We start from the raw sequence: 23,909 nt of genomic DNA, 5'->3' as shown, positions 1-23,909 counted from the left end.
GTTTTGTCGCGTCCGGGTTAGGACGTTCGGGACGTCAGCCAGATCGTGAATGCGATGATGACGCCCAAGCCGGCAACCCAAACGAAGAGGCCTTCGGAGACCGGGCCAAGGGAGCCGAGTTCGGCACCGCCGGGCGAGCCGTTGGCTTCGATGGTCTTCAGGAAGGTGATGATGTCGCGCTTGTCTTCCGGGGTGACGTTCGAATCGTTGAACACGGGCATGTTCTGCGGGCCCGTTGCCATCGCTTCGTAGATGTGCTCGGCGCTGACGCCAGCCAGTCCCGGGGCGAACTTGCCTCGGGTCAGGGCGCCGCCGGCAGCAGCAGCGTTGTGGCACATGGCGCAGTTGACTCGGAAGAGTTCGCCACCGTTGGCTGCGTCTCCCTTGCCGTCGAGGAGGTGCTCCTCCGGGATGGCCGGACCTGCGCCGAGCGATGCAACGTAAGCGGAGAGCTGCTTGGTCTGCTCCTCGTTGAACTGGGCGGGCTTCTTCTGTGCCTGCGGGCCGCTCATCTGCATGGGCATACGACCGGTACCAACCTGGAAGTCAACGGCAGCTGCACCCACACCGACCAGCGAGGGGCCGTCCTGGGTTCCGCTTGCACCCATGCCGTGGCAGGTGGCGCAGTTGGCGGCAAAGAGCTTGCCGCCTTCTTCTACGTCACTGGCGCTAAAGCTTGTGGTGTCGGCCTTGGCCTGGTTGACAGTTGTGGCAACGGCGTACAGCCCACCAGTGAGGAGGAGGCCCATCAACAGCAGCGCAATGGCTGCCAGTGGGTGACGTCGCTTCTGCGAGAGTGCCTTCACGTGGTGGTTCCTTTATTCGATCCTGCGTCGGCTCCGCGAGCCGCTTCTTGAAATTCTGCCTCTTGTAGAAAAAGAGTCAAAGCCGGGCTACTTGAGAACGTAGATGACCAGGAAGAGGCCAATCCAAACAACGTCAACGAAGTGCCAGTAGTACGAGGTGACAATCGCCGACGTCGCTTCAAAGTGTCCGAACTTCTTGGCCGCAAAAGCTCGGCCAATGATGAAGAGGAACGCGATCAGGCCGCCAATGACGTGAAGGCCGTGGAAGCCGGTGGTCATGTAGAAGGCGGAGCCGTAGGCGTTGGACGACAGGGACACGTGCTCGGACACGAGCATTGCGTATTCCGTGGTCTGGCCGGCTACGAAGAAGGCACCCATGATGAAGGTGAGGACGAACCATTCGGTCATGCCCCAGCGAGTGAACTGCAGTGGCCTGCCGGTGCGGCGGGGTTCGAGCCGCTCAGCGGCGAAAACGCCCATCTGGCAAGTAAAGGAACTTGCCACAAGGACGATGGTGTTGACGAGCGCAAACGGGAAGTTGAGCTTGGCCGTCTCCTCGGCCCACATCGTTCCCGATGTGGAGCGCAGGGTGAAGTACATGGCAAAGAGGCCGGCGAAGAACATCAACTCACTGGACAGCCAAACAACGGTTCCAACAGAAACCAGGTTGGGGCGGTTCAGCGTCGGGTGCGCCGGGGTACTGGGGGCATGGGTCGCAGATGTCACAAGGACATTATGTCTGTAAAAGTCCAGACTTCCCAATGCAAACCACCGATTCGGGAGACTTTTTCTACAAAGACGCGAAATCGCGCGGAAAAGTTCCCGGCCGCGTTCACATTGGTCATCGGCGTGGCTGGCTCGATAGCATCAGGGAGTGACTTCTCCGGCATCGGCATCTGTAACCAGCAACACCTGGCCAGGGCTCATCTCAGCACTGATCAACGGCGACGACCTTGCGGTGGCCAACACAGAGTGGGCCATGAATACGATCATGTCCGGGGAAGCCACTCCCGCGCAGATTGCAGGCTTTCTGGTAGCACTCCGTGCCAAGGGCGAGACGGTTGAAGAGCTCGCGGGCTTGGTGGAGGCCATGGTCCAGCATGCGAACCCAATCGACATCTCGGGCGAGAAGCTGGACATTGTGGGCACGGGCGGGGATCGCCTCAACACCGTGAACATCTCCACGATGGCTGCACTGGTGGCTGCCGGTGCGGGCGCCAAGGTCGTTAAGCACGGCAACAGGGCCGCATCATCGACTTCCGGTTCCGCGGACGTTCTGGAAGCCTTGGGCGTGCGGCTGGACCTTTCAATCGAACGGGTCGCCCGCAGCGCTGAAGTGGCAGGAATCACCTTCTGTTTTGCTCAGGTCTTCCACCCTTCATTCCGGCACACGGCGGTCCCGCGAAGGGAGTTGGCCGTTCCAACGGCCTTTAATTTTCTCGGGCCAATGACCAACCCCGCCCATGTGCAGGCATCCGCTGTAGGAGTGGCCAATGTTCGGATGGCGCCGCTTGTTGCTGGAGTCCTGGCCAGGCGAGGCAGTCGTGGTCTGGTCTTCAGGGGTGACGACGGCTTGGATGAACTGACACCCACGGGACCGTCTACTGTTTGGGAGATCAGGAACGGAACCGTCACTGAGCAGGTATTTTCTCCTGCTGAGCTCGGAATTGGACCGTCCACGGTAGCCGATCTGCGTGGAGGTGACGCTGCGGCCAACGCCGCAGTAGTCCGCGAAATCCTCAACGGCAAGACCGGCCCAGTCAGGGACGCGGTCCTGCTCAATGCCGCTGCCGGGCTGGTGTCCTTTGATCTTCACGCCGAGGGAAGGTTGGTGGAGCGCATGCGCGCTGCCTTTGAACGTGCAGCGGAATCGATCGACTCAGGAAAGGCGGCCGAAGTCCTCGCCAAGTGGACGGCGCTTAGCCAAAGCTGATTGCCGAAGTTCCTCTTTTATTCGAAACCGAGAGCGAACGCGGCATCAAGGTCGTGTTGCGAGTATGCGCGGAAGGCGATGTGGGTGGTGGTGTGCACCACAGAGTCAACCTTCGAGAGGCGATCAGCGATCACATCCGCAAGTTCGTCGTGCTTGGTGACCCTGGCCACTGCGATAAGGTCCCATTCGCCGGTGACGGAATACACCTCGCTGATGCCTTGGATAGCCGAGATTTGTTCTGCGGTCTCCGGGATGCGTGAGGCGTCGGTCTTGATCAGGACGAAAGCGGTGATCACGTGGGGCCTTTCCGAAAAGCATCATTGCGGACTCATTCCAGCCTAGTGCATCTGCAGGAGTTGAAGCCCGATCAAACGCGGCGTTGGCGTTTGCGCGAGACGCGGATGATCAAGGCCGCGACGGCCCGATATCCCAGCAGGAATACTCCCAGGCTGATCAACGCCACCAGCACGAATGGCAGCACCACGGTTTGACCGGTGACGGCCCTCAGCAGCATTCCCACCAGAACTGCGCCGATCCAAATGCCCACCCCGGAGGGCCAGAGGGCCCAGGGAGCGCGCCACGTGCGGAGGACCACCCACCCGATTGCTGCGCCGGCCAGGAACGGCCATGCCGTGGCGAAAGCTCCTGAGACAATATCTCCGCGGGCGTGCGCGTCGCGACCCATCGCAGCGAAGACAAGAATCAAGAGAAGGTCGGCGATAGCCGCGGGGATCCACGTTCTGGATGGTGAAGACATACTTCAGACACTATCGGCGGCGCCCGTCCCGCGCGAAGTCGACAGCCTTTTCCTGCCTCTTGCGTGAGGTTCAAGGTGCAGTCACGATATGGGCAGTAGTGCACCAACAAACTGCCCTGGAGGACGCCGTGCGATTGATGCAGGTGGCACAACATGCGGAAGACCTGAAGCGGGCGGCTGCTTTCTACGCTGCATTGTTGGACAGTGAGCCGAGGGCTCTCTTCGACCCCCCGGGCCTCCTTTTCTTCGACATCGGGGGAGTGCGGCTGCTCCTGGAGAAGGGTGCGCCATCGTCGCTCATTTACCTGGAAGTGGGTGACCTCTATGGCACCGTGGCAACCCTAAGGCGCCGGGGTGTCAGGATCATCGCCGATCCACAGCTGATTTTTGGGCACACGGATGACTCTTTGGGACCTGCGGATTCGGAAGAATGGATGGCCTTCATAGAAGACAGCGAAGGCAATACCGTGGGGCTCGTCAGCCGCCTCCGGGCGATGGGGGAGTAGGCCGGGCCTGCTCCAGCACCCCGGCGCAAGGGGGCGTAATCGATGTCCGAGGTACTCGCCGTCGGGCGTTGTGTGGGCGAACCATCAGTACTAGCCTCAAGCGGGGGCTAACGGTTCCGGACATCGTTGGAGGAGTGGCAGATGCAGAAAATTTCCACGTGTTTATGGTTTGACGGCCAAGCGGCCGAAGCTGCCGAGTTCTACACATCGACTTTTGACAATTCAGCCATGGGACAGGCCATGCCTGGCCCGGATGGCAATCCACTCACCGTTGAATTTGAGATCGAAGGCCGGCAGTTCATGGGGTTGAATGGTGGGCCGGCCTTCCGGTTCAACGAGGCGGTGTCCCTGGTGGTGAATTGTGAATCCCAGGAGGAAGTGGACAGGTACTGGGACGCACTGCTGGTTGGGGGAGTGGAAAGCCAATGCGGGTGGCTGAAGGACAAATATGGACTGTCGTGGCAGATTGTCCCCACGGCAATGGCCGGACTCCTGAACGGCCCTGATCAGGCAGGTTCACGGCGTGCAATGGAGGCCATGTTGAAGATGCGCAAACTTGACGTAAATGTCCTTCAAAAGGCTTACGACGGCGGCTGAAAGTCTTGGGGGACATGCGCCGGAGGCGCTGTTAGCATTACCGCACGGTGACGTGCGCTCACTTCACACAACCATGAGGAGTATCGACCGATGACAACCCGCCTCAACCCCTACATCTCGTTTCGCGACAACGCCCGCGAAGCCATCACATTCTACGAGTCCGTCTTTGGCGGCGAGCTGAACATCAGCACGTTCGGCGATTATCAGGCCAGCCAGGATCCAGCAGAAGCCGACAAGGTCATGCACTCCATGCTCGAGACACCAGGCGGGTTGACCCTCATGGCAGCTGACACACCTAATGGAATGGAGTACAACCCTGGGGACAACGTGTCTGTGTCCCTGAGTGGCGAAGCCTCGGACGAGGCTGAACTCCGTGGGTATTGGGAGAAGCTCATCGACGGCGGCTCGGTCACCGTGCCGCTTGAGCTCGCGCCTTGGGGCGACGCCTTCGGAATGTGCGTGGACAAGTTCGGTATCGCTTGGCTGGTCAACATCGCCGGTGCGCCGCAGGATCAGTAGCGGACTGTTGAAAGTTCGCCCCGTCTGTAGCTGTCAGGCGGGGCGCACTTATGCGGTCGGGAAGGGCTTCGCCACCTTTACTTTACATAATGTAGATTATCGGCGTTGTAGACAGGTGCTGGAAGTGGTCGTCCCTGCACCTGAAACGACCACTCCGCCAGCTCGTTTTACTTCGCGACGTAAGCAGCCAGATGTTTGCCTGTCAGCGTCGACTTCTCGGCCACAAGCTCTGCGGGCGTTCCAGCAAAAACGATCTTGCCGCCGTCGTGACCAGCGCCCGGACCAAGGTCGATGATCCAGTCGGCATGCGCCATGACGGCCTGGTGATGTTCGATCACGATGACCGATTTTCCTGAAGCCACCAGGCGGTCCAGCATCCCCAGAAGATTTTGGACATCGGCAAGGTGCAGGCCCGTGGTGGGTTCGTCCAGGATGTAGATATCGCCCTTTTCGGACATCTGAGTGGCCAGCTTGAGTCTCTGGCGCTCACCGCCGGACAACGTGGTGAGCGGCTGGCCGAGAGTCAGGTAACCCAGGCCGACGTCCGCCAGGCGGTCCAGGATTTTGTGGGCCGCAGGGGTCCGGGCCTCTCCCTCGCTGAAGAATCCCTCAGCTTCGTCCACGGACATTGCAAGCACTTCTGCAATATTGCGATTTCCGAGTTTGTACTCCAGCACAGAGACCTGAAAGCGCTTTCCGTCACACTCTTCACAAGTGGACTCCACCGTGGCCATGACACCCAGATCCGTATAGATCACCCCGGCGCCGTTACACGTGGGGCAGGCACCTTCGGAGTTGGAACTGAACAATGCGGGCTTCACGCCGTTGGCTTTGGCAAACGCCTTACGAATCGGCTCAAGGAGTCCCGTGTACGTGGCCGGGTTGCTTCGGCGGGAACCTCGAATGGCGCCCTGATCGATCACCAGGACCCCGTCACGCTTAGCTACCGAACCGTGGATCAGCGAGCTCTTTCCTGAACCTGCCACGCCCGTCAGGACGCAGAGGACACCAAGAGGAATGTCGACGTCAACATTCTTGAGGTTGTTGGTTGACGCGCCCCGGATCTCCAGATTGCCGGACGCGGAGCGAACGTTCTCCTTGATGGCGGCTCGGTCGTCGAGATGCCGCCCTGTGATGGTGTCGCTCCCCCGAAGGCCCTCCAGTTGGCCTTCGTAGCATACGGTTCCACCGCCGGTACCAGCGCCCGGACCGAGGTCGACTACATGGTCCGCGATCGCGATCGTTTCCGGCTTATGCTCCACCACAAGCACGGTATTGCCTTTGTCGCGCAACTGCAGCAGGAGCTGGTTCATGCGCTCGATGTCGTGGGGGTGCAGGCCGATGGTCGGTTCATCAAAGACATAGGTGATGTCCGTCAGGGAAGAACCGAGGTGGCGGATCATCTTGGTCCGCTGTGCCTCTCCCCCGGACAACGTGCCGGCCGGCCGGTCCAGGGAAAGGTAGCCCAAACCGATCTCGGCGAAGGAATCCAGGAGGTGCTGGAGTCCTTTCAACAGCGGTGCAACGGAGGGCTCATCCAGGTCGCGGATCCATTCAGCGAGGTCGCTGATCTGCATGGTGCAAACATCCGCGATGCTCTTGCCTTTGATCTTGGAGGACCGGGCTTCCGGGCTCAGCCTGGTGCCTTCGCACTCCGGGCACGTGGTGAAGGTGATGGCCCGCTCCACGAAGGCGCGGATGTGTGGCTGCAAGGCGTCCACATCCTTGCTGAGCATCGATTTCTGGATCTTGGGGATCACGCCTTCGTAGGTGAGGTTGATGCCCTCCACCTTGATCTTGGTCGGCTCCCGGTACAGGAGGTCGTGAAGCTCTTTTTTGGTGAATTTCGCTATGGGTTTGTCCATGTTGAAGAAACCGGATCCGCTGAAAATCCGCCCGTACCAGCCGTCCATGGTGTAGCCCGGAATGGTGAGGGCCCCTTCGCTGAGGGACTTGGTGTCGTCGTAGAGGGCCGTGAGGTCAAAGTCGTTGACCGAACCCATGCCTTCACAGCGGGAACACATGCCGCCCAGCCGGTTGAAGCTTGCCTTCTCCGTCTTGGTCTTGCCCTCCCCGCGCTCCACGGTGATGGCCCCGCTCGCCTTCACCGTGGGGACATTGAATGAGTACGCATTTGGCGAACCGATGTGGGGGTGGCCTAGGCGGCTGAACAGGATCCGCAGCATCGCGTTGGCATCGGTGGCGGTGCCCACCGTTGAACGCGGGTTGGAGCCCATCCGCTCCTGGTCCACGATGATCGCTGTGGTCAATCCTTCAAGCACGTCCACATCCGGCCGCGCCAGGGAGGGCATGAAACCTTGGACAAAGGCACTGTAGGTTTCGTTGATCATGCGCTGCGACTCTGCAGCGATAGTGGCGAAGACCAGCGAACTCTTACCGGATCCGGAAACACCCGTGAAGACCGTCAACCGGCGCTTCGGGATCTCAATGCTGACGTCCTTCAAGTTGTTTTCGCGTGCACCCTGGACGCGGATCAGGTCGTGGGTATCGGCAACGTGCGACGCAGGAGATTGCGTGTCAGTGCTCGCGGCAATAGTCATCATTTCTCCATCTGTTAGGCGGCGCTGCCCAACAGTCCCCCGTCGGCGTCGCCTGGCTCTCATTGACCAACCTCGGTCAGTACGATCGATTCTGCCATTGTCTTCCCAGCTTTACTCACTAAGAATGAAGCATGCCGGTATACATGAGGTCCCTTGAAACCGCAGTTCCGCCAACCATCCTCGTCCAGCAGCAGGCTCGTGAAGTTTTTGCCTCCCAACCAGGCCTGACACGGCTGGGGACACGGCTGGTCACTACCTGCTTTGATTCGGCAGCCATCGACACCCGCTTTACCGCCGTCGAAGAACTCAGCCTTGACGCCCATCCCGAGAACCCGAAGTTCTTCGATCCAGAAACCAACATGGTGCTGAGTCCCAGCACCAAGGTACGCAACGAAATCTTTGCCACCGAGGCCACCAAGCTGTTCGTCGAGGCAGGGAAGACGGCAGTAGCCCGTGCATCAGGTATCGACCTCGACGACATCACCCATGTCATCACCGTTTCTTGCACAGGGTTCTTCAACCCGGGTCCGGACTACAAAGTGGTCAGGGCCCTGGGGCTGAACCCTGCCGTCCAGCGTTATCACCTCGGGTTCATGGGCTGCTACGCCGCGTTTCCTGCCCTGAAAGCCGCGAAGCAGTTCTGCCAGGCCGATCCGGAAGCGGTGGTCCTGGTGATCTGCGTCGAGCTCTGCTCGCTTCACGTCAGGACATCGAACGACCCCGACACGATCATGGGTTCCGCCATCTTCGGCGACGGTGCGGCAGCCGCCGTCGTCACGGCACGTGAACCGGAGGGTCCGGACCCGGTGATCAGGCTGGACCACTTTGAAACCGTCCTGACGCCTGTGGGTGAGGAAGCCATGGCATGGAACATAGGCGACGAAGGTTTCGAAATGGTCCTGGGCTCGTATGTTCCCCACATCATTGAGGAACACATCACGGGGGCACTTGAGCCTCTTCTGGCCAAGGAACCACAGCTGGCAGGACTTCCGTATAAGGACATTACGCACTGGGCAATCCACCCGGGCGGCCGGAGCATCCTGGACAAGGTTGAGTCCAAGCTGGAGTTGACGCAGGAGCAGCTGGTTCCAGCGCGGGAGACCCTCAGGGAGTACGGCAACATGAGCAGCGCCACCGTGCTGTTCGTGCTGAAGTACATGTTGGGGCAGACGGCCGGTGAACGTGAGGAACGCATTTGCTCCATGGCGTTCGGGCCCGGGCTGACCGTGGAGACAGGCCTCTTTACGCTGGTCTCCCCCGCCCTGTGAGCCCATGGGGATCCCTCCGTCAGAGGGATCTGCACTCCGTGGAGGACATGGACAGGGCCGATTGTGATCCTGTACGCCTCACCAGGACCTATGCGCGGTTCCCCGTGGTCAACAGCCTTCTTTCGGGCTGGCACAGGACCTACAGGCGCCGGATACGGCCGTTGCTGTCCGAACGGGGCGGGTTGTCATTGCTGGACATCGGATGTGGCGGCGGGGACGTCGCCCGGAGCCTTGCGCGTTGGGCTCAGCAGGACGGCTTCAGCCTGGCGGTTACGGCGATCGACCCGGATGAGAGGGCGTATGCCTTTGCCGCGCAATCACCTCGCGTGGAGGGCGTCACCTATCGGAAAGCCCACAGCTCCGAGCTTGTAGCGGAGGGCGAGACGTTCGACATCGTGATGTCCAACCACATCCTCCACCACCTCGACGACGGTCACCTCGCCACCGTCCTGCACGACTCCGAAATCCTCAGCCGGGGACTGGTACTCCACAACGACCTCAGGCGCAGCAATGTGGCGTACCTGCTGTTCCTGTGCGGCTTTTGGCCCCTGGGCTTGGGATCCTACATCTGCGGCGATGGCCTCGTATCGATCAAACGCAGTCACACGCCGGCCGAACTGCAGGCAGCCGTCCCCCGTACCTGGACGGTTGAGGCAAACGGTCCCTGGCATAACCTCCTCACCTTTGTACACCGGCACAACGACGCCGTGGATCACCATGCTTGACGTGGTAGTTGTGGGTGCCGGTCCGGTGGGCCTTTTCCTGGGTACTTTGTTGTTGCAGCGGGGGTACAAGGTCCGGATTGTTGAACGCAGGACCGGCAGGAGCCTGCGTTCACGGGCCATTGGGATTCATCCCCCTGCTTTGGCGGAATTGTCGCGCGCTGGAGTTGCCGCCCAACTCATTGAAGCTGGAGTTCGCATCCGCCGGGGCGTTGCCTACAGCCAGGGCCTAAAAGTGTCGGAGCTACCGTTCTCGGGTGATGCGGAGTTTCCGTTCATCCTTGCCGTGCCTCAGGCCATAACGGAAGAGGTGCTCGAAGAATCCGTGCTGGAACTGGATGCCGCAGCGATCGTCCGGGGTACCGAAGTCCAAGAGGTCATTAACGATTTCAGGTCCGTGCGCGTAGTAACGGATCCCAGGGCAGGACATGGCGTGTTCACGGCCCGCTTGGCTGTGGCGGCCGACGGCGCGCATTCATCCATCCGCCGGGCCATCCTTCCCCATCTGCCGACACGGAGGTATCCGGACTGCTACATCATGGGCGACTTCACGGATGGGACAAGGCACGGGACCGACGCTGTGCTGTATCTGGAGCCGGCCGGGATCGTGGAGTCGTTTCCCTTGCCGGACGGCGTGCGCCGGTGGGTGGTGAGGCTGGGAGCGCCGGATCAAGGCACGACGGCGGCCGGACTGGCTGACTTGGTGGCAGCCAGGACGGGCGAGGTACTGGATGCCACCAGCAACTCGATGTTGAGCGCCTTCGAGGTGCGCGCGCGGCTGGCGAAGCGGATGGTCCACGGCCGAGTGGTTCTGCTGGGCGACGCCGCCCACGAAATCAGTCCCATCGGCGGCCAGGGCATGAACCTTGGTTGGCTGGACGCCGCAGCCCTGGCTCCCATCATCGATGCCTCCTTGAACGGAACCGATGTGGGGCGAAAGCTCCAAAGCTTCGAGAGATCCCGCAGGAAGGCGGCCCTCAGGGCATCCCGGCAGGCCGGGCTCAACATGGCTCTGGGCAGACCCCTGCCACCGGCGGTCCTGGCCACCAGGAACACGCTTTTCGCCAGCGCCCTGGAGGTTCCGGCCATCGCCGCGTTGGTGGAGAGGCGTTTCACGATGCGGTAGCTAATTAGCCGTCGTGTAATAGCAGTCGTACGTGTCCTGGCTGACGATCAGACCGTCCCGGAGCTCGAAGACGGCAGTGCTTCGGGCACGGATGGTGTCTCCGCGGTCCCAGTGGGGAAGGTCCAGCAGCAGTGTGGCAGACCAGTTCATTTCGAGGACAACGCGGGTCCCTTCACTGGTGGTGCGGACCACCTCGAAACGTTGGTCGGCGACAATGTCCTTGCTGTGGTCCGCGCCGGAGAGAGTTTCTGCCAAATTTCGGGTGGAGCCTGTCTTGGACAACGCATGCGGCCATTCGGTGAGGGTGAAATCATCAGCCAGGAAGGGCCGCAATTCGGCACCTCTGCCGCCGGCCTCAACAGTTCTGATGAAGCCAAGTACACAGTCCAAGGGGGTGGAATCGCTCATTTGTCGAGCCTAGCTCAACCCCGCGGACACCAGCCGCGTTAGGCTCAAGGCATGACGCATCAACCTCCTCCCGAGGCCTCGGGCCCGGCTACCGACTACAACCCCATCCAGATCAGGGATGCTGTGCGGCGATTGCTCGATGCGGAAGAACTCCCGGCCATTGTCCAAGCTGGACACCCTGTGCTGCGCCAGCTTGCGGCCCCCTACGATGGCCAGCTGGACGACGTCGAATTGATGTCATTGGTTGACCGGATGCGGGAAGCCATGCATGATGCTCCCGGTGTGGGGCTGGCTGCTCCCCAGCTGGGTATCCCCTTGCAGCTCGCCGTCCTCGAGGACAAATACGAGATTGATCCCGCATCCGCTGCCATGCGGCACAGGGAACAGATGGAATTCTTCGCCATCGTCAACCCAAGCTACCGTCCACTTGGTACGGAGGTGGCTTCTTTCTATGAAGGATGTCTCTCCGTCAATGGATACCAAGCGGTTGTGACCCGGCACCGGAACGTCGAGTTGCGCTACACAACCCCGCGCGGGGAGGCCGTAGAGGAGTGGTTTTCCGGATGGCAGGCCCGCATCGTGCAACACGAAACGGACCACCTTCACGGAACCCTGTACCTGGACCGGGCCGAGATCCGGTCACTTTCCAGCAACGCCGAGCACGCTGCGCGATGGGCTGCACCCGACGTCGATGAGGCACGCCGCGCTCTCGGCTTCCTCCTCTAGGGTCCACACTGCGCCTGCCTGCTAATGGCTGCCTGACTGCTACGACTCCGGGCGGTTGGATGCCGTGGGGAGGTAGGCTGCCCACCAACGCAGGATGTGGTCGAAGCGCTGCCGGCGATGATGCGGGGTGCCGGACCGGGACAATTCGTGGTCCTCACCCGGGAAGACCAACAATGCAGTTTCCACGCCTTGCTTCTTGAGCTGGGCGTAATAACGCTGACCTTGTTCAAGGGGGCAGCGAAGGTCGTTTTCGCTGTGGACCACCAGCGTGGGAGTTGTGACGGCAGGGGCAACGGCCATGGGACTCTGGGCAGCCATCTGCTCGGGGCTTCCCCCGGTGTATTCGCCACCGAAGAACCAGCCTATGTCGGAGGAACCAGTGAAGCTGACCGGGTCCAGGAATCCGCGCTCGACGATGGCGGCCTTGAACCGGTGATCGTGGGCAATGGTCCACGCGGTCAGGTAGCCGCCGTACGAACCACCCATGATGCCCACACGTTCCGGATCCAAGCCATCAAAGGCTTCAAGTGCTGAGTCCAGGAACGCGAGGACGTCCTGCATGTCCACGGTGCCCATACGCTCCTTGATGGCGCGGCCGTGGGCTTGGCCGTAGCCGGACGAGCCGCGTGGATTGCACATCACCACGGCGTAGCCTGCCGCGGCGTAAACCTGGGCCTCGTCGAAGAAGGCCCCCGTGTATTGGGCGAACGGTCCGCCGTGGATGGTGAGAAGAACCGGATGCGGCCCAGGCCCATCAGGCAGCACCAGCCAACCCGCAACAGGATGTCCATCGGTGGATTCCGCCTCGAATTCCAGGGGTTCGCTGACCCGCGAGTTGTTTCTGAGGGCGGCCGAAAAGTCGGTCAGGAGGCGGATTTCTCCGCGTTCCAGGGAAGCTGCGTCGCCCACCGTTGAGGCGTCGGAAAAGCTCACTGCGATCTCCCCATTGGCGGCCACGGTGGCGCCAGTCACTACCCGGGCGCCGTGGACGAGGGGCGTGATTCCGCCTTCGGCTGGAACATCCAGGAGTTCCACGCTGCCCAGGGCTGTGTTCAGTACCAGCATGCTGGCCGGACCGCTCGGTTCCAACGGGCCGGAGACGTCCAAATGTTCAACGTCTGTCAGGGCCACCGCATCTCCCCCACCAGCGGGCATGACGTGGAGGACTCCATTGCGTGCCACGAAGTCCTTGCCCGTTTCCCCTAGCTCTTGAGCGACATAGAACAGCCAGCGCCCATCCGTGGAGGGGCGCACGGCGGTGACGGTTTGAGGCCGGTTGTTGGCGGGTTCGACGACGACGGGCCGGCCGCCACTGGTGTCAACCTTGTAGATGGAGGTGATGAGGTCGTCGTCGCGCCTTTCGTGGAGGGCGGCAACAAAGTAAAGCTGGGTGCCGTCCGGGGAGAAACACGGAGACTCATGGTCCGCATCGCCAAACGTGATCTGCTTGGCGGCGGGGACTCCGGTCACCGCCCGCGTCGGCTGCTCATGGGCGGCCCTTCCACGCGGAGCGACTGCGGGCTCGCCGCCCAAGTCCGGAACCTCGACGACAAACAACTGCTGGCGCTGGTCGCCGGTATAGCCGACGCCGTTCATCCTGTACTGATTGGTATCGATGAGGCGGGCATCTTCGCTGCCGGAACTGACGCCGTCGACCGTTCCATAGCGTCCCTGCTCCGGCACCCGGGCCCAGAACGCAATCCGATGGGAATCGGGCGCCCACACGAAACCACCCACACCGGCGTGCTGATCGGTAATGCGCTGTGGTTCGCCACCGGCGGCCTCCACGACGTGCAACTGCGGTTTGCCATCCTGATCGCTGCGGAGGAAGGCCAGAACAAGGCCATCAGGCGAGAAGGCAGGGGCCGTATCCCTGAAACCACGCGTGATGCGGCGTGGATGTTTGGTGGGATCCAGGGGAACAGTCCAGAGCTGGCCGACGTAACTGTCGGCGTCAAAATCCGGGCGGACAACAGAAACAACCGCCTTCGTGCCATCAGGGTGGATGGCCGGGGCGGACACGGAGTTCAGCAGGGGAAGTTGCTCGGGTTTCACGTTGGTGAGCCTAGCCCGGCTGCTCCGCCCCAGGCACCAGACACTCCGTCCCCCGTAGGATTGAACCCATGTTCCCCGACGCCGTCGCTGCCCTTCGCTGTCCTGTGTGCCAAGCGTCGTTCCTGCTTAAGGAAGATCAGCAACGGACGCTCGCTTGCGAGGGCGGGCACTTCTATGACGCCGCAAAACAGGGCTACTTCAACCTGCTGACAGGCAAAGGTACCGCCTTCGAGGCTGATTCGGCGGAGATGGTAGCGGCCCGCTACCGCTTCCTGGAAGCCGGACACTACTCGGCCCTTACGGAGGCAGTCGCAGAGGCGGCCGCCGAAACGCTTCAACGGCCCGACGCCCTGGTCTTGGACGCCGGCACCGGAACCGGGCATTATTTGCACGCTGTTCTCCAGAGTTCCAGCGCCTCGGCAATCGGCCTCGACATTTCCAAGTTCGCCCTCCGGCGGGCAGCCCGGCTCAATCCGCAAGCGGCCAACCTCGTATGGGACATTTGGCGCCCTTTGCCCATGGCCGACAACACCGCGGACGTGGTGACAGTGATCTTTGCCCCGCGAAACCCCGCCGAGTTTGCGCGGGTGCTTCGCCCGGGGGGCATACTGATCGTCGTAACGCCGCGCCCGGGTCATCTCGCAGAGATCGCTGCCCGGACAGGCATGCTCAGCATCGAAGAAGGCAAAGAAGAGCGGCTCGCCGAGGCCATGAGCGCGCACTTCAATACCGCCGCGAACGTCAGCCTGGACCTGCCCCTCGCATTGAATGGTCCGGAGGTGGCCGACCTCGCGTACATGGGACCGGCCGGCCACCACCTTCGCCCCGGACAATTGGCCGAACTGGCCGAAACGGACGGGTCCATAGCCACCATGGCGAAGTTCCGGATCAGTGTGTTCACCGTGTCCTGACGTGGGACGGTACGTCGGGCTAGGATGGAGGAACAGTGACTGTGATCCCGTCCGCGGGATCCGGGACCAAGGGGGAAATGATGTTTGAATGGCTCGGCGAGAATTGGTGGGCCCTCTGGCTCACGGTCTTCCTCGCGTTCGCGGTGGTGGAGATGCTGACTCTCGACCTCTTCTTCATCATGCTGGGCGGCGGAGCCCTTGCGGGACTGATCGCCGACTTCGCCGGCGCCGATTTTTGGCTGCAGATCGTCATTTTCTGCGTGGTTTCCCTCCTGATGATCGTTTTCCTGCGGCCGGTCGCCCTGAAGCATCTGCACAAGGGGCCAGAAGAGCAACGCTCCAACGTTGACCGCCTGATAGGTCAGTCCGCCCTCGTCATCGAAGCCGTGAGCGGCACCAGTGGACTCGTCAAGATTGGCGGTGATGTCTGGAGTGCCCGCAGCACTGCCGGAGTCATCGACCCCGGTGCGACGGTTCAGGTCACCAAAATTGACGGCGCGACGGCGGTCGTCGCCTCGTCCGCCGACAACAGCCCGCGCTAAGGCGCCTCAGGATTCAATCGGTTGCCGGGTAGGACAGCCTGCCTGCGCACAGCCGCATCAAACCACGCAATTGGGGAACGAAGGAGATGTATGGACGGCTTAGGAGGAACAGCAGCAGCAATCGTGCTGATTGTTCTCGTCATTTTTGTCATCATCGTGTTGGTCCGCTCGGTAAGGATCATCCCGCAGGCGCGCGCCGGCGTCGTTGAACGGCTCGGTAAGTACCAGCGCACGCTCAATCCGGGACTTACTATCCTGATTCCGTTCGTCGACCGGCTCCTGCCGTTGCTCGACCTGCGCGAACAAGTGGTGTCCTTCCCACCGCAGCCGGTCATCACAGAAGACAACCTGGTGGTCTCCATCGACACCGTGGTCTATTTCCAGGTCACCGATCCCAGGGCGGCCACCTACGAGATCGCCAACTACATCCAGGCGGTCGAACAGTTGACCACCACCACGCTTCGTAACGTGGTGGGTGGCCTCAACCTCGAAGAAGCACTCACGTCGCGTGACCAGATCAACGGCCAGTTGCGTGGTGTCCTCGACGAAGCAACGGGTCGCTGGGGAATCCGCGTTTCCCGTGTGGAGTTGAAGGCGATCGACCCGCCCCACTCCATCCAGGACTCGATGGAGAAGCAGATGCGCGCAGAGCGTGACCGCCGGGCAGCCATCCTGACCGCTGAAGGTACCAAGCAGTCGCAGATCCTCACCGCGGAAGGCCAGCGACAGGCGGCCATCCTCGCTGCCGAAGGTGATGCGAAGGCGGCCATCCTTCGCGCAGACGGTGAAGCCCAAGCCATTCAAAAGGTCTTCGACGCGATCCACAAGGGCAACCCTGATCAGAAGCTGCTTGCATATCAGTACTTGCAGACGCTTCCCAAGATCGCTGAAGGCAGTTCGAACAAGCTCTGGATTATCCCGAGCGAAGTCGGCGAGGCACTCAAGGGAATCGGCGGCGCACTCGGAGGAAATAACGGGGACTCCCCCGTCCAGGGGCTCTTCGGTGGCAGTGAGCAGGCCAAGGTGTCCGAGCCTGCGGGTACGACGGAGCATTCGCGGCCAGCTGAATAGACCTGTCTGTACGTGCAATGAGCGGTCAGCCATCCCGGCTGGCCGCTCCTTGCTTTCCGGGCTTTTGAGTACTAAGCCTTGATCCGCGTATAATGGGATATTTGTCCGGCTGGTTCAGCGCGGATGGAACATTAAAGCTTGGCCAGGCGTTGCAATTAGTGATGCAAGGTGTGCAGAAGTAGTCCGTAAGGATCGTGAAAACGGCTTACGGCTAGCGCGGGGTTTCTTGCTCCGCGAACAGACAGAGGGAGTAATCATGAGCGATCGCAGCCTGCGGGGTATGCGTCTTGGCGCCCAAAGCATGGAAACCGAATCCGGCGTTGAACCGGCACCGCGCCAGCGGGTCGAATACCGTTGCGAGGATGGCGAGCAGGTCTTCGTGACCTTCTCCTCCGAAGCCGAGATCCCTCCCGTTTGGGTTTCCAAGACCGGCAAGGAAGCGCTGCTGGTTGATGGAGAGCGTCCTGTTGACGCCAACGAGAAGGCAGTCCGCACCCACTGGGACATGCTGCTGGAACGCCGCAGCCTCCCGGAGTTGGAGCAGATCCTTGAGGATCGTCTAAACATCCTGCGTGAGCGCCGTGGAGAACGCCGCTCCGCGTAGCCTCCCAAGCGCCGACGACAAGAGCGCAGAGACAAAAGGCCGGGTCTGGTTCCAATAGGAACCGGACCCGGCCTTTGTCGTATGGGTTTGCGGGCTACTTGGCTGCGGCCGGCGACTTGCGGGTCAGTTTTGCCCAACGAGCGGCGAGCCCCCATTTGGTCACGTTGAGCATGGCTTCCACCACGATGTTGCCGCTCATCTTTGACGCCCCAAGTTCGCGTTCCACGAAGGTGATGGGGCGCTCCTCGATGCGAAGTCCGAGCTTGGCTACCCTCCACGCGAGGTCCACTTGGAAGCCGTAGCCGACTGATTCGACTTCGTCCAGGTTCAGTGCCTCAAGCGTGCTGCGCCGGAATGCGCGGTAGCCGCCGGTGACGTCCTTGATCTTGATTCCCAGCATGATGCGTGCGTAGGTGCTGCCGACGCGGGAGATCGCTTGGCGGTAGAGCGGCCAGTTGACGACGCTTCCACCCGGTACCCAGCGCGAGCCCATGGCCAGGTCTGCGCCATCCTTGACGGCATCAAGAAGAAGGGGCAACTGCTCCGGCTTGTGGGAGCCATCCGCATCCATTTCGACCAAGACGTCGTATCCAGCAGCCAGGCCCCACTTGAACCCTGCGATGTACGCGGCTCCGAGGCCTTCCTTGCCTTTTCGGTGCAAAACGTGCACCTGGCTGTCCGACGCGGCGAACTCATCGGCAAGCTGTCCCGTGCCGTCCGGGCTGTTATCGTCAACCACCAGGACATCGGACTCTGGCACTGCTGCGCGCAGTCGTCCCAGCGTCTTGGGGAGCGATTCGAGCTCGTTGTAGGTGGGAATGATCGTCAGGACACGCAAGAAGAGGCCTTTCCTTGATGGAGCGGTCAGTGTGCCGGACCAGCCTGGCGGCTGGCATTCTGGCGCAACTCTCCATTATAGGACGCTGGCGGGCACCCCTTGAGCGGTTATGGCGTGGGACACACGCGGCGATGCTGCGGGCAGGTCCGCAAGCCCAGGACCAGTGGCGCCGGACAATGTATCCCGGACGAACTGTTTTCTGGGTCGCTGCGGACCTGCCCACCTCCTTGCCGCCACCATGAACGTGTTCCGGCTACGACCGGACCATCAAGCTCCGGCAGTTGCCTCTGCGTTGATTATCCGTTGAGCCTCAATGCTACGGACTCACCCCACGCTGTCAACCAGGTGTTGACCTGCGGATCTGTGGATCGTCCCAGTTCAGCGCGCTTCTTGGTGCCGCAGGTCAATTCCTAGCCACGCAAGGACTCGTGGGCGAACAGCTCGATTCCCTCGTGGACGGTCTGCAGGCAGAGAGGGTCCTTTCCAGTGTCGAGGGCAGGCAACAGCGGTGTACGGGCTCGGGGATCCGTGCTCCACGACTGTACCCGGCTGTCGGCCACTTGAACCATGAGTTCCTCGACTTCCCATACCGCGAAACTGGCCGGCGCGCCTGGCACCAGCTGGCCCATCAGCGGATTCCGGTGCCTGCTGGCACGCCACCCGGCGCGGGTGTGGCCCAGGAAGGCCGCCCGTGCGGAAATCCGCTGTTCGGAGTTGCTGTGCTCCAAGCAGGCGCGGACGCTGGACCATGGCCGCAGAGGGGTGACCGGGCTGTCGCTGCCGAAGGTGATGGGAACCCCGCTGGCGTAGAACGAAGCAAACGGGTTCATCGTTTGGCTGCGGGCGCCCAGGCGCTGTTCGTAAAGTCCACCCGGTGCACCCCACGCTGCATCGAAGCCTGGCTGCGCGCTGACGCTGATGGAGTACTTCGCCAGTCTGTCGATGGCAGCTTGGTCAGCCATCTCGACGTGTTCCAGTCTGTGGCCCGCCGCCCGGATGCGCTGCTCCCCCACCTCGGCTGCTGCAGCGTCCAAGGCGTCCAGGATTGCGTCCAGGCCGGCGTCACCGATCACGTGGAACCCGGCTTGGACTCCCAACAAGGAGGTCGCCGCAAAATGCTTGGCTGCCTCTTCGACGGAGAGGTACAGGCTTCCCCGGTGCCCCGTCGCGTCGGAGTAGTCATCCAGCAAGGCGGCGGTCCGCGAGCCTATTGATCCGTCAATGTTGAGGTCTCCCGCGAGCCCAAGCACTGCAGTCCCCAAATTGTCGAGGATGCTTTGGGCGTGGTTTTCGGATGAGGCCAGTTCACCCCAATATGGAAGTACTTGGGGGTTACCTGCCTGCTCATTCCACGAGGCTGCCATCCGAAGATCGTCGGGACCGCAGATGTGCGGCGCTGACATTTCTGCCAGCGCCACGTAGCCGTTGGCGGCAGCCTCCTGAAGTGCCTGTTCCTGATAACCACGCCTGTCGGTGCTCGGGAACTGCCGTGCCGTGAGTCGAGCCGCTGTGTGTGCTGCCCGCACCACGCGCGCGTTGCCGGCGAAACCGTCCAGCCCCTTCAAGCCCGCGGCCGCAGCCAGCGATGCGGAAACCAGCGCCGAATGGACGTCGACGCGCGAGAGGTAGACGGTGCGGCCTCCCGCAGCCCTTTCGATTTCGTCAAGGGTGGGCAGTGTGGGGTCGTTCCACGTTGTTTCGTCCCAGCCGTGCCCCAGGATGGGGCCCGAACCACCCGCGGTGGCAACGGCGTCGAGGAGTTCCCTGGCCGAACGCACTGAGCTGAGCTTCACACCGGACAGGGCCAGGCCGGTCTCCGTCAGGTGCGCGTGCGAGTCCACGAAACCAGGCGCCAGGAGGGCGCCGCGAAGATCGATGACCTCCATGGACGAATCCGCGATGGACGTTGCTGCCTGTTCAGAGCCCACCCATGCAATAGTGTCTCCGTCCACCACCATGGCGGTGGCAAAGGGATCTGCGGCCGTATAGATCGAACCGTTGCGGTACATCGCGACCTTGCGGTCAGTTCCGTTGCGGTCGCGGCCGGCAGCGCCTGGTTGGTTCATTCGTTGTGCTCCTTGAGCGGTTGAAGACAGTCAATCAATGAGGGATGTGGGTCAGGCCACCGTGGAGTAGGCCACAACACCGCGGCGGACCAAATCAATGGACTCACGGCAAATCCTCACCAGCCGTGGATCAAGTTGCGGGATCTTGGCCAGCTGGTCCAGAAGGTCCACCACCTGCTTGGCCCAGCGGACAAAGTCGCCGGCAGCGAGGTCGGTACCACTGAGGACGTCCTGCAAGTGACGGCCCTTGGCCCACTTGTACATCGGCCACATGAGTCCGAGTTCAGGTTCGCCGGTCAGTGGAAGCCTGTGATGCTCCTCCGTGTCCTCCAGTTGGGACCACTCCCGGACGACGATGTCCACGGCCGTTTCCAACGAAACCGTTGGCATCTTGGGCCGCAGCCCACGGTCCTCGCGTTTGGCCTGGTAGACCAAAATGCTGGCAAGGGACGCCAGCTCGGCTGCGTCGAGGTCGTTGATGGCGCCCCGGCGGATGGACTGCGAAATGAGCAGGTCCTTCTCGCCGTAGATCCGGCGAAGACGCTGTCCGTCATTGTTGATGGTGACGTGACCGGCATCGTCCGTTTCCAAGTAACCGTAGACGGACAAAACGTCGCAGACGCGGTCGAACGTCTTGGCGATGGTGTTCGTGCGCCCCTGGATCTGACGGACCAGGCCGTCAGTCTCCTTGCGGAGCTTCCACCAGCGCTCGGACCACCGCGCATGGTCTTCCCGCTCGCTGCAGCCGTGGCAGGGATGCGCCCTCAGCGCCCTTCTCAGGTCCGCAATCTTCTTCTCCTGATCCGGCAGCCTTGCGCCCAAGCCGAAGTCCTCGTGGCGGCTGTTCCGCCGGCTGTGCGGGGCGTCCTCGCTGATGGCGTGGCGCATGGACGACGCGAGATCGCGACGGGCTTTGGGGACCTTTGCGTTAAAGGACTTGGGGATCCTGATCCGGGTCACGGGAGTTACCGGGCCGTCGAGGTCGTGGACACCGATCCGCCGAAGCTGGTTATCCGATGTCAGCACCGAGGGGCGGGGTTCGCGGGCATTCGGGTCGACATCCAGTACCACTGCATGCCCTGCCAGCCTGCCGCTGTAGATGTTGATGACGTCGCCCGGGATCAGTCGCGTGAGGGAATCAGCCACGTGGGATTTCCGGGCACGTTGATGATCCCTGGCGGCGTGGTTTTCCGCTTCACTGAGTTCCCGCCGCAATTTTGCATATTCGGTGAAATCCCCCAAGTGGCACTGCATGGACTTGGCATAGCCTGCCAACGACTCCTCGCGCCCGCGCACTTGCCTGGCAAGGCCCACCACGGATCGATCCGCCTGGAATTGGGCGAAGGACGACTCCAGGATCTCCCGTGCCCTGACGCGGCCAAACTGGGCAATCAGGTTGATGCTCATGTTGTAGGTGGGCCGGAAGCTGGAGTTCAGGGGGTAAGTGCGCCTTGAGGCAAGGCCTGCAACCGCGGCCGGGTCCGTTCCGGGTTGCCAGAGGACCACGGCATGGCCTTCGATGTCGATTCCACGGCGCCCTGCCCGGCCAGTCAGTTGTGTGTACTCCCCCGCCGTGATGTTGACGTGCGCTTCACCGTTGAACTTCTCCAGCTTTTCCAAGACCACGCAGCGGGCGGGCATGTTGACGCCCAACGCCAGCGTTTCGGTGGCGAAAACGGCCTTGACCAGTCCGTCCGCAAAAAGCTTCTCCACTACTTCCTTGAACGTGGGAAGCATGCCTGCGTGGTGGGCGGCGAATCCCCTGACCAAGCCGTCGCGCCAGCCCCAGAATCCGAGGACATCGAGATCGTCGGCCGGGATCTCGTGGCTCGCCTCATCCACCCGCTGGGCAATGATCTGTTGCTCGCGCTCCGTGGTCAGCCATAACCCCGATGCCGCACACTGCGCCACGGCAGCGTCACAGCCGGCCCTTGAGAAGATGAACGTGATGGCCGGCAGCAGGTCCTGGCGCCTGAGGCTCTCGATGACCTGCGGGCGGCTGGCCTTCCGGACAGGGCTGCGCTGCTCGGATTGTTGGCGCTCGTCGCGGTAGCGGTCTTGGCGACGCCGGCTACGTCCACCGTGCCCGAAGCGGCCAGCCATGTTCATGCGGCTCTCAGAACGCGCCATGGCCAGGAGATCCGGATTGACCTCAAACTCGGGTCCGGTAACGGCTTGACGAACCTGCCTTGTGGAGGCCCGCGTGGGCGTGACTCTCCGACGCTCGGATCCAGTTGGCTCGGCTACGATCTCGTCGGTCTCGGAAAGGTCCGGTACTTCGGTTTCCTCGGCGCCGGGCGCTTGGGGAGCGATCTCATCAAACGTGGTGTCACCAGCAAATAGATCCACGATCTCACGGCCCACCATCACGTGCTGCCACAACGGGACCGGACGGTGTTCGGAGACAATGACGTCGGTGTCGCCCCGTACGGTGTCCAGCCAAGCGCCGAATTCCTCGGCGTTGGAAACGGTGGCACTCAGCGACGCGACCTGGACTTCGCTGGGCAGGTGGATGATGACCTCTTCCCACACAGCCCCGCGGAAGCGGTCGGCCAAGTAATGGACTTCGTCCATCACGACGAAGCCAAGGTCGCCGAGTGTCTCGGAGTCGGCGTACAACATGTTTCGAAGGACCTCGGTGGTCATCACCACCACTGGGGCGTCTCCGTTGATGGTGGTGTCACCCGTCAGCAGGCCGACGTTTGCAGCGCCGTACTTGGCTGCGAGCTCCGAGAACTTTTGGTTGCTCAGTGCCTTGATGGGCGTGGTGTAGAACGCCTTGAGTCCGCGTTCCAAGGCAAGGTAGATGGCGAATTCGCCAACGATGGTCTTTCCGGCACCGGTCGGTGCTGCCACCAGGACGCCCCGGCCCTCCTGCAGCGACTGGCACGCTTCGCGCTGGAAGTCGTCCAGGTCAAAGTCCAGGGTACGGGCAAAGGCGCCAAGATAGGTCTTGGACTCAGCGGCCCGTTGGGCTGCCGCCTGGTAGCGGTCTGATGGAGAAGGAGACCCGGAAATGGAGGACATGCATCAAGCCTAGTGGCCCAAGCTCTAGAGATTCTCCAGATCCGAGGCCGGGGTGGCGATGTCTGCCGTGGCTTCAGTCTCAGCGGCCCGCTTGACGGCTCGACGCTCACGGCGGCGGTCGTTGAGGACGCAAACACCAATTGCGGCGAAGAACAGCAGAAGCATCGGCGCTGCCAGGTAGAACATGCTCATGGCATCGGCGCCCGGAGCAGCCATGGCAGCGAACAAGCACACCAGGAAGATGGTGATCCGCCAGCTCTTGATCAGCTGCTTGCCCTTGACGATTCCCGCAAGGTTCAGCCCGACCAGCACCACGGGAACCAGGAAGGCAATGCCAAAAGCGAGCAGAAGCCTGAGCACGAATGCCAAGTAGATTTCGGCGCTGATGAAGTTGGATCCACCGATGGGCGTGAAATCGGTCAGCACGCGGACGGCATTGGGCAGGACCAGCCAGGCAAGGAGGACGCCGCCGATGAACAGCGGCACCGCCGCCGCCACGAAGGACAACGCCAGGCGCCGCTCCTTCTTGTGCAGACCCGGAACGATGAAGGCCCAGAGCTGATAGATCCACACCGGGCTGGCAAGGATCACGCCCAGAAAGACGGAGACCTGGACCATGAGGTCGAATGAGCTGGCCACGCCGTCAAAGTTCAGGGTGGCGGCGCGACCCTCTTTTTCATTGAGGTCCTTGATCGGTTTGATCAGGGCTTCAAGGAGGGGTTGGTAGACAATAAAGCCCACCACGGTACCCAGGATGATGCCGATGGCAGCCTTGAACAGCCGGTTCTTCAGCTCCTTGAGGTGGTCAAGGAGCGCCATCCGGGCTTCGGGGTTGGCCTTGCGCCCCTTCGTTTCTACCACTTCTC

Annotated in this window: 23 protein-coding genes; 12 read left to right on the top strand and 11 right to left on the bottom strand. The window is 61.8% G+C overall.

Features of this window, described 5'->3' with window-relative positions; translation table 11 throughout:
* Positions 1-17: 17 nt before the first annotated feature.
* Together qcrC and ctaE are read right to left on the bottom strand one after the other, a co-directional pair.
* On the bottom strand, positions 18-806 hold the full coding sequence (gene qcrC / locus ACR30Z_RS13220) for a cytochrome bc1 complex diheme cytochrome c subunit (RefSeq protein ID WP_144648328.1): 789 nt from the start codon (positions 804-806) through the stop codon (positions 18-20).
* Between the two features lie 87 nt (positions 807-893).
* Positions 894-1,532, bottom strand: coding sequence for an aa3-type cytochrome oxidase subunit III (gene ctaE / locus ACR30Z_RS13215; RefSeq protein WP_144648327.1), 639 nt, complete (start codon positions 1,530-1,532; stop codon positions 894-896).
* Between the two features lie 148 nt (positions 1,533-1,680).
* On the opposite strand from ctaE, the gene trpD reads away from it, so the two are divergent.
* Complete coding sequence (gene trpD, locus ACR30Z_RS13210) at positions 1,681-2,739, top strand: anthranilate phosphoribosyltransferase (RefSeq protein WP_434372999.1); 1,059 nt, start codon at positions 1,681-1,683, stop codon at positions 2,737-2,739.
* 17 nt (positions 2,740-2,756) lie between these two features.
* On the opposite strand, the gene ACR30Z_RS13205 is transcribed toward trpD, so the two are convergent.
* Positions 2,757-3,035: an Lrp/AsnC family transcriptional regulator gene (locus tag ACR30Z_RS13205; RefSeq protein ID WP_144648325.1), complete on the bottom strand. Its 279-nt coding sequence runs from the start codon at positions 3,033-3,035 to the stop codon at positions 2,757-2,759.
* Between the two features lie 71 nt (positions 3,036-3,106).
* Entirely contained in the window at positions 3,107-3,496 is a 390-nt protein-coding gene (locus ACR30Z_RS13200) for a DUF3054 domain-containing protein (RefSeq protein ID WP_144648324.1), read from the bottom strand.
* Between the two features lie 128 nt (positions 3,497-3,624).
* Between ACR30Z_RS13200 and ACR30Z_RS13195 the strand changes: the two genes are divergently transcribed.
* The 3 genes from ACR30Z_RS13195 (at position 3,625) to ACR30Z_RS13185 (ending at position 5,118) form a co-directional block, all read left to right on the top strand.
* Entirely contained in the window at positions 3,625-4,002 is a 378-nt protein-coding gene (locus tag ACR30Z_RS13195) for a VOC family protein (RefSeq protein WP_144648430.1), read from the top strand.
* A 141-nt stretch (positions 4,003-4,143) separates the two neighbouring features.
* Positions 4,144-4,599, top strand: coding sequence for a VOC family protein (locus ACR30Z_RS13190; protein WP_434372997.1), 456 nt, complete (start codon positions 4,144-4,146; stop codon positions 4,597-4,599).
* A 90-nt stretch (positions 4,600-4,689) separates the two neighbouring features.
* Complete coding sequence (locus tag ACR30Z_RS13185; protein ID WP_434372995.1) at positions 4,690-5,118, top strand: VOC family protein; 429 nt, start codon at positions 4,690-4,692, stop codon at positions 5,116-5,118.
* Positions 5,119-5,285: 167 nt separating this feature from the next.
* Here the strand turns inward: ACR30Z_RS13185 and ACR30Z_RS13180 are convergent, their stop codons facing one another.
* Positions 5,286-7,679 (bottom strand): ATP-binding cassette domain-containing protein, encoded by a 2,394-nt coding sequence (locus tag ACR30Z_RS13180; RefSeq protein WP_434373194.1) that lies wholly within the window; start codon positions 7,677-7,679, stop codon positions 5,286-5,288.
* A gap of 131 nt (positions 7,680-7,810) precedes the next feature.
* On the opposite strand from ACR30Z_RS13180, the gene ACR30Z_RS13175 reads away from it, so the two are divergent.
* The 3 genes from ACR30Z_RS13175 to ACR30Z_RS13165 are packed head-to-tail and all read left to right on the top strand — an operon-like array spanning position 7,811 to position 10,795.
* Positions 7,811-8,947 carry a type III polyketide synthase gene (locus ACR30Z_RS13175; RefSeq protein WP_434372993.1) on the top strand — a complete coding sequence of 379 codons (1,137 nt, stop codon included), beginning with the start codon at positions 7,811-7,813 and terminating at the stop codon, positions 8,945-8,947.
* Positions 8,944-9,672, top strand: a complete 729-nt coding sequence (locus ACR30Z_RS13170; protein ID WP_434372991.1) for a class I SAM-dependent methyltransferase — start codon at positions 8,944-8,946, stop codon at positions 9,670-9,672. Before ACR30Z_RS13175 ends, ACR30Z_RS13170 begins: the two co-directional genes overlap by 4 nt.
* On the top strand, positions 9,665-10,795 hold the full coding sequence (locus ACR30Z_RS13165) for an FAD-dependent oxidoreductase (RefSeq protein WP_434372989.1): 1,131 nt from the start codon (positions 9,665-9,667) through the stop codon (positions 10,793-10,795). Before ACR30Z_RS13170 ends, ACR30Z_RS13165 begins: the two co-directional genes overlap by 8 nt.
* Here ACR30Z_RS13165 and ACR30Z_RS13160 read toward each other — a convergent pair whose 3' ends face one another.
* Positions 10,796-11,203 carry a nuclear transport factor 2 family protein gene (locus ACR30Z_RS13160; RefSeq protein ID WP_144648317.1) on the bottom strand — a complete coding sequence of 136 codons (408 nt, stop codon included), beginning with the start codon at positions 11,201-11,203 and terminating at the stop codon, positions 10,796-10,798.
* A gap of 51 nt (positions 11,204-11,254) precedes the next feature.
* On the opposite strand from ACR30Z_RS13160, the gene ACR30Z_RS13155 reads away from it, so the two are divergent.
* Positions 11,255-11,929: a peptide deformylase gene (locus tag ACR30Z_RS13155; protein WP_144648316.1), complete on the top strand. Its 675-nt coding sequence runs from the start codon at positions 11,255-11,257 to the stop codon at positions 11,927-11,929.
* A 39-nt stretch (positions 11,930-11,968) separates the two neighbouring features.
* Here the strand turns inward: ACR30Z_RS13155 and ACR30Z_RS13150 are convergent, their stop codons facing one another.
* The gene (locus ACR30Z_RS13150; protein ID WP_144648315.1) at positions 11,969-13,984 is read right to left on the bottom strand and encodes a S9 family peptidase; all 2,016 of its coding nucleotides are present in this window, start codon (positions 13,982-13,984) and stop codon (positions 11,969-11,971) included.
* Positions 13,985-14,052: 68 nt separating this feature from the next.
* Between ACR30Z_RS13150 and ACR30Z_RS13145 the strand changes: the two genes are divergently transcribed.
* The 4 genes from ACR30Z_RS13145 (at position 14,053) to ACR30Z_RS13130 (ending at position 17,112) form a co-directional block, all read left to right on the top strand.
* Positions 14,053-14,895 carry a methyltransferase domain-containing protein gene (locus ACR30Z_RS13145; protein ID WP_144648314.1) on the top strand — a complete coding sequence of 281 codons (843 nt, stop codon included), beginning with the start codon at positions 14,053-14,055 and terminating at the stop codon, positions 14,893-14,895.
* An 80-nt stretch (positions 14,896-14,975) separates the two neighbouring features.
* Entirely contained in the window at positions 14,976-15,437 is a 462-nt protein-coding gene (locus tag ACR30Z_RS13140; RefSeq protein ID WP_144648429.1) for an NfeD family protein, read from the top strand.
* 90 nt (positions 15,438-15,527) lie between these two features.
* Complete coding sequence (locus ACR30Z_RS13135) at positions 15,528-16,508, top strand: SPFH domain-containing protein (RefSeq protein ID WP_144648313.1); 981 nt, start codon at positions 15,528-15,530, stop codon at positions 16,506-16,508.
* 256 nt (positions 16,509-16,764) lie between these two features.
* Complete coding sequence (locus ACR30Z_RS13130; protein WP_011774875.1) at positions 16,765-17,112, top strand: RNA polymerase-binding protein RbpA; 348 nt, start codon at positions 16,765-16,767, stop codon at positions 17,110-17,112.
* Positions 17,113-17,206: 94 nt separating this feature from the next.
* On the opposite strand, the gene ACR30Z_RS13125 is transcribed toward ACR30Z_RS13130, so the two are convergent.
* The 4 genes from ACR30Z_RS13125 to tatC all read right to left on the bottom strand — a co-directional run bounded on the left by ACR30Z_RS13125 (position 17,207) and on the right by tatC (position 23,904).
* Complete coding sequence (locus tag ACR30Z_RS13125; protein ID WP_434372986.1) at positions 17,207-17,950, bottom strand: polyprenol monophosphomannose synthase; 744 nt, start codon at positions 17,948-17,950, stop codon at positions 17,207-17,209.
* A gap of 410 nt (positions 17,951-18,360) precedes the next feature.
* Entirely contained in the window at positions 18,361-20,016 is a 1,656-nt protein-coding gene (locus ACR30Z_RS13120) for an amidohydrolase (protein WP_434372985.1), read from the bottom strand.
* Positions 20,017-20,067: 51 nt separating this feature from the next.
* Positions 20,068-23,043: a DEAD/DEAH box helicase gene (locus tag ACR30Z_RS13115; RefSeq protein WP_434372984.1), complete on the bottom strand. Its 2,976-nt coding sequence runs from the start codon at positions 23,041-23,043 to the stop codon at positions 20,068-20,070.
* Positions 23,044-23,067: 24 nt separating this feature from the next.
* Positions 23,068-23,904 carry a twin-arginine translocase subunit TatC gene (gene tatC / locus ACR30Z_RS13110; protein WP_144648309.1) on the bottom strand — a complete coding sequence of 279 codons (837 nt, stop codon included), beginning with the start codon at positions 23,902-23,904 and terminating at the stop codon, positions 23,068-23,070.
* Between the last annotated feature and the right edge of the window lie 5 nt (positions 23,905-23,909).

It is taken from the genome of Paenarthrobacter sp. FR1 (assembly GCF_051106045.1).
Lineage (GTDB): Bacteria > Actinomycetota > Actinomycetes > Actinomycetales > Micrococcaceae > Arthrobacter > Arthrobacter nitroguajacolicus_A.
Note: the sequence above shows the minus strand (reverse complement) of the source record. Positions and strands in the feature narration are given on the sequence as shown.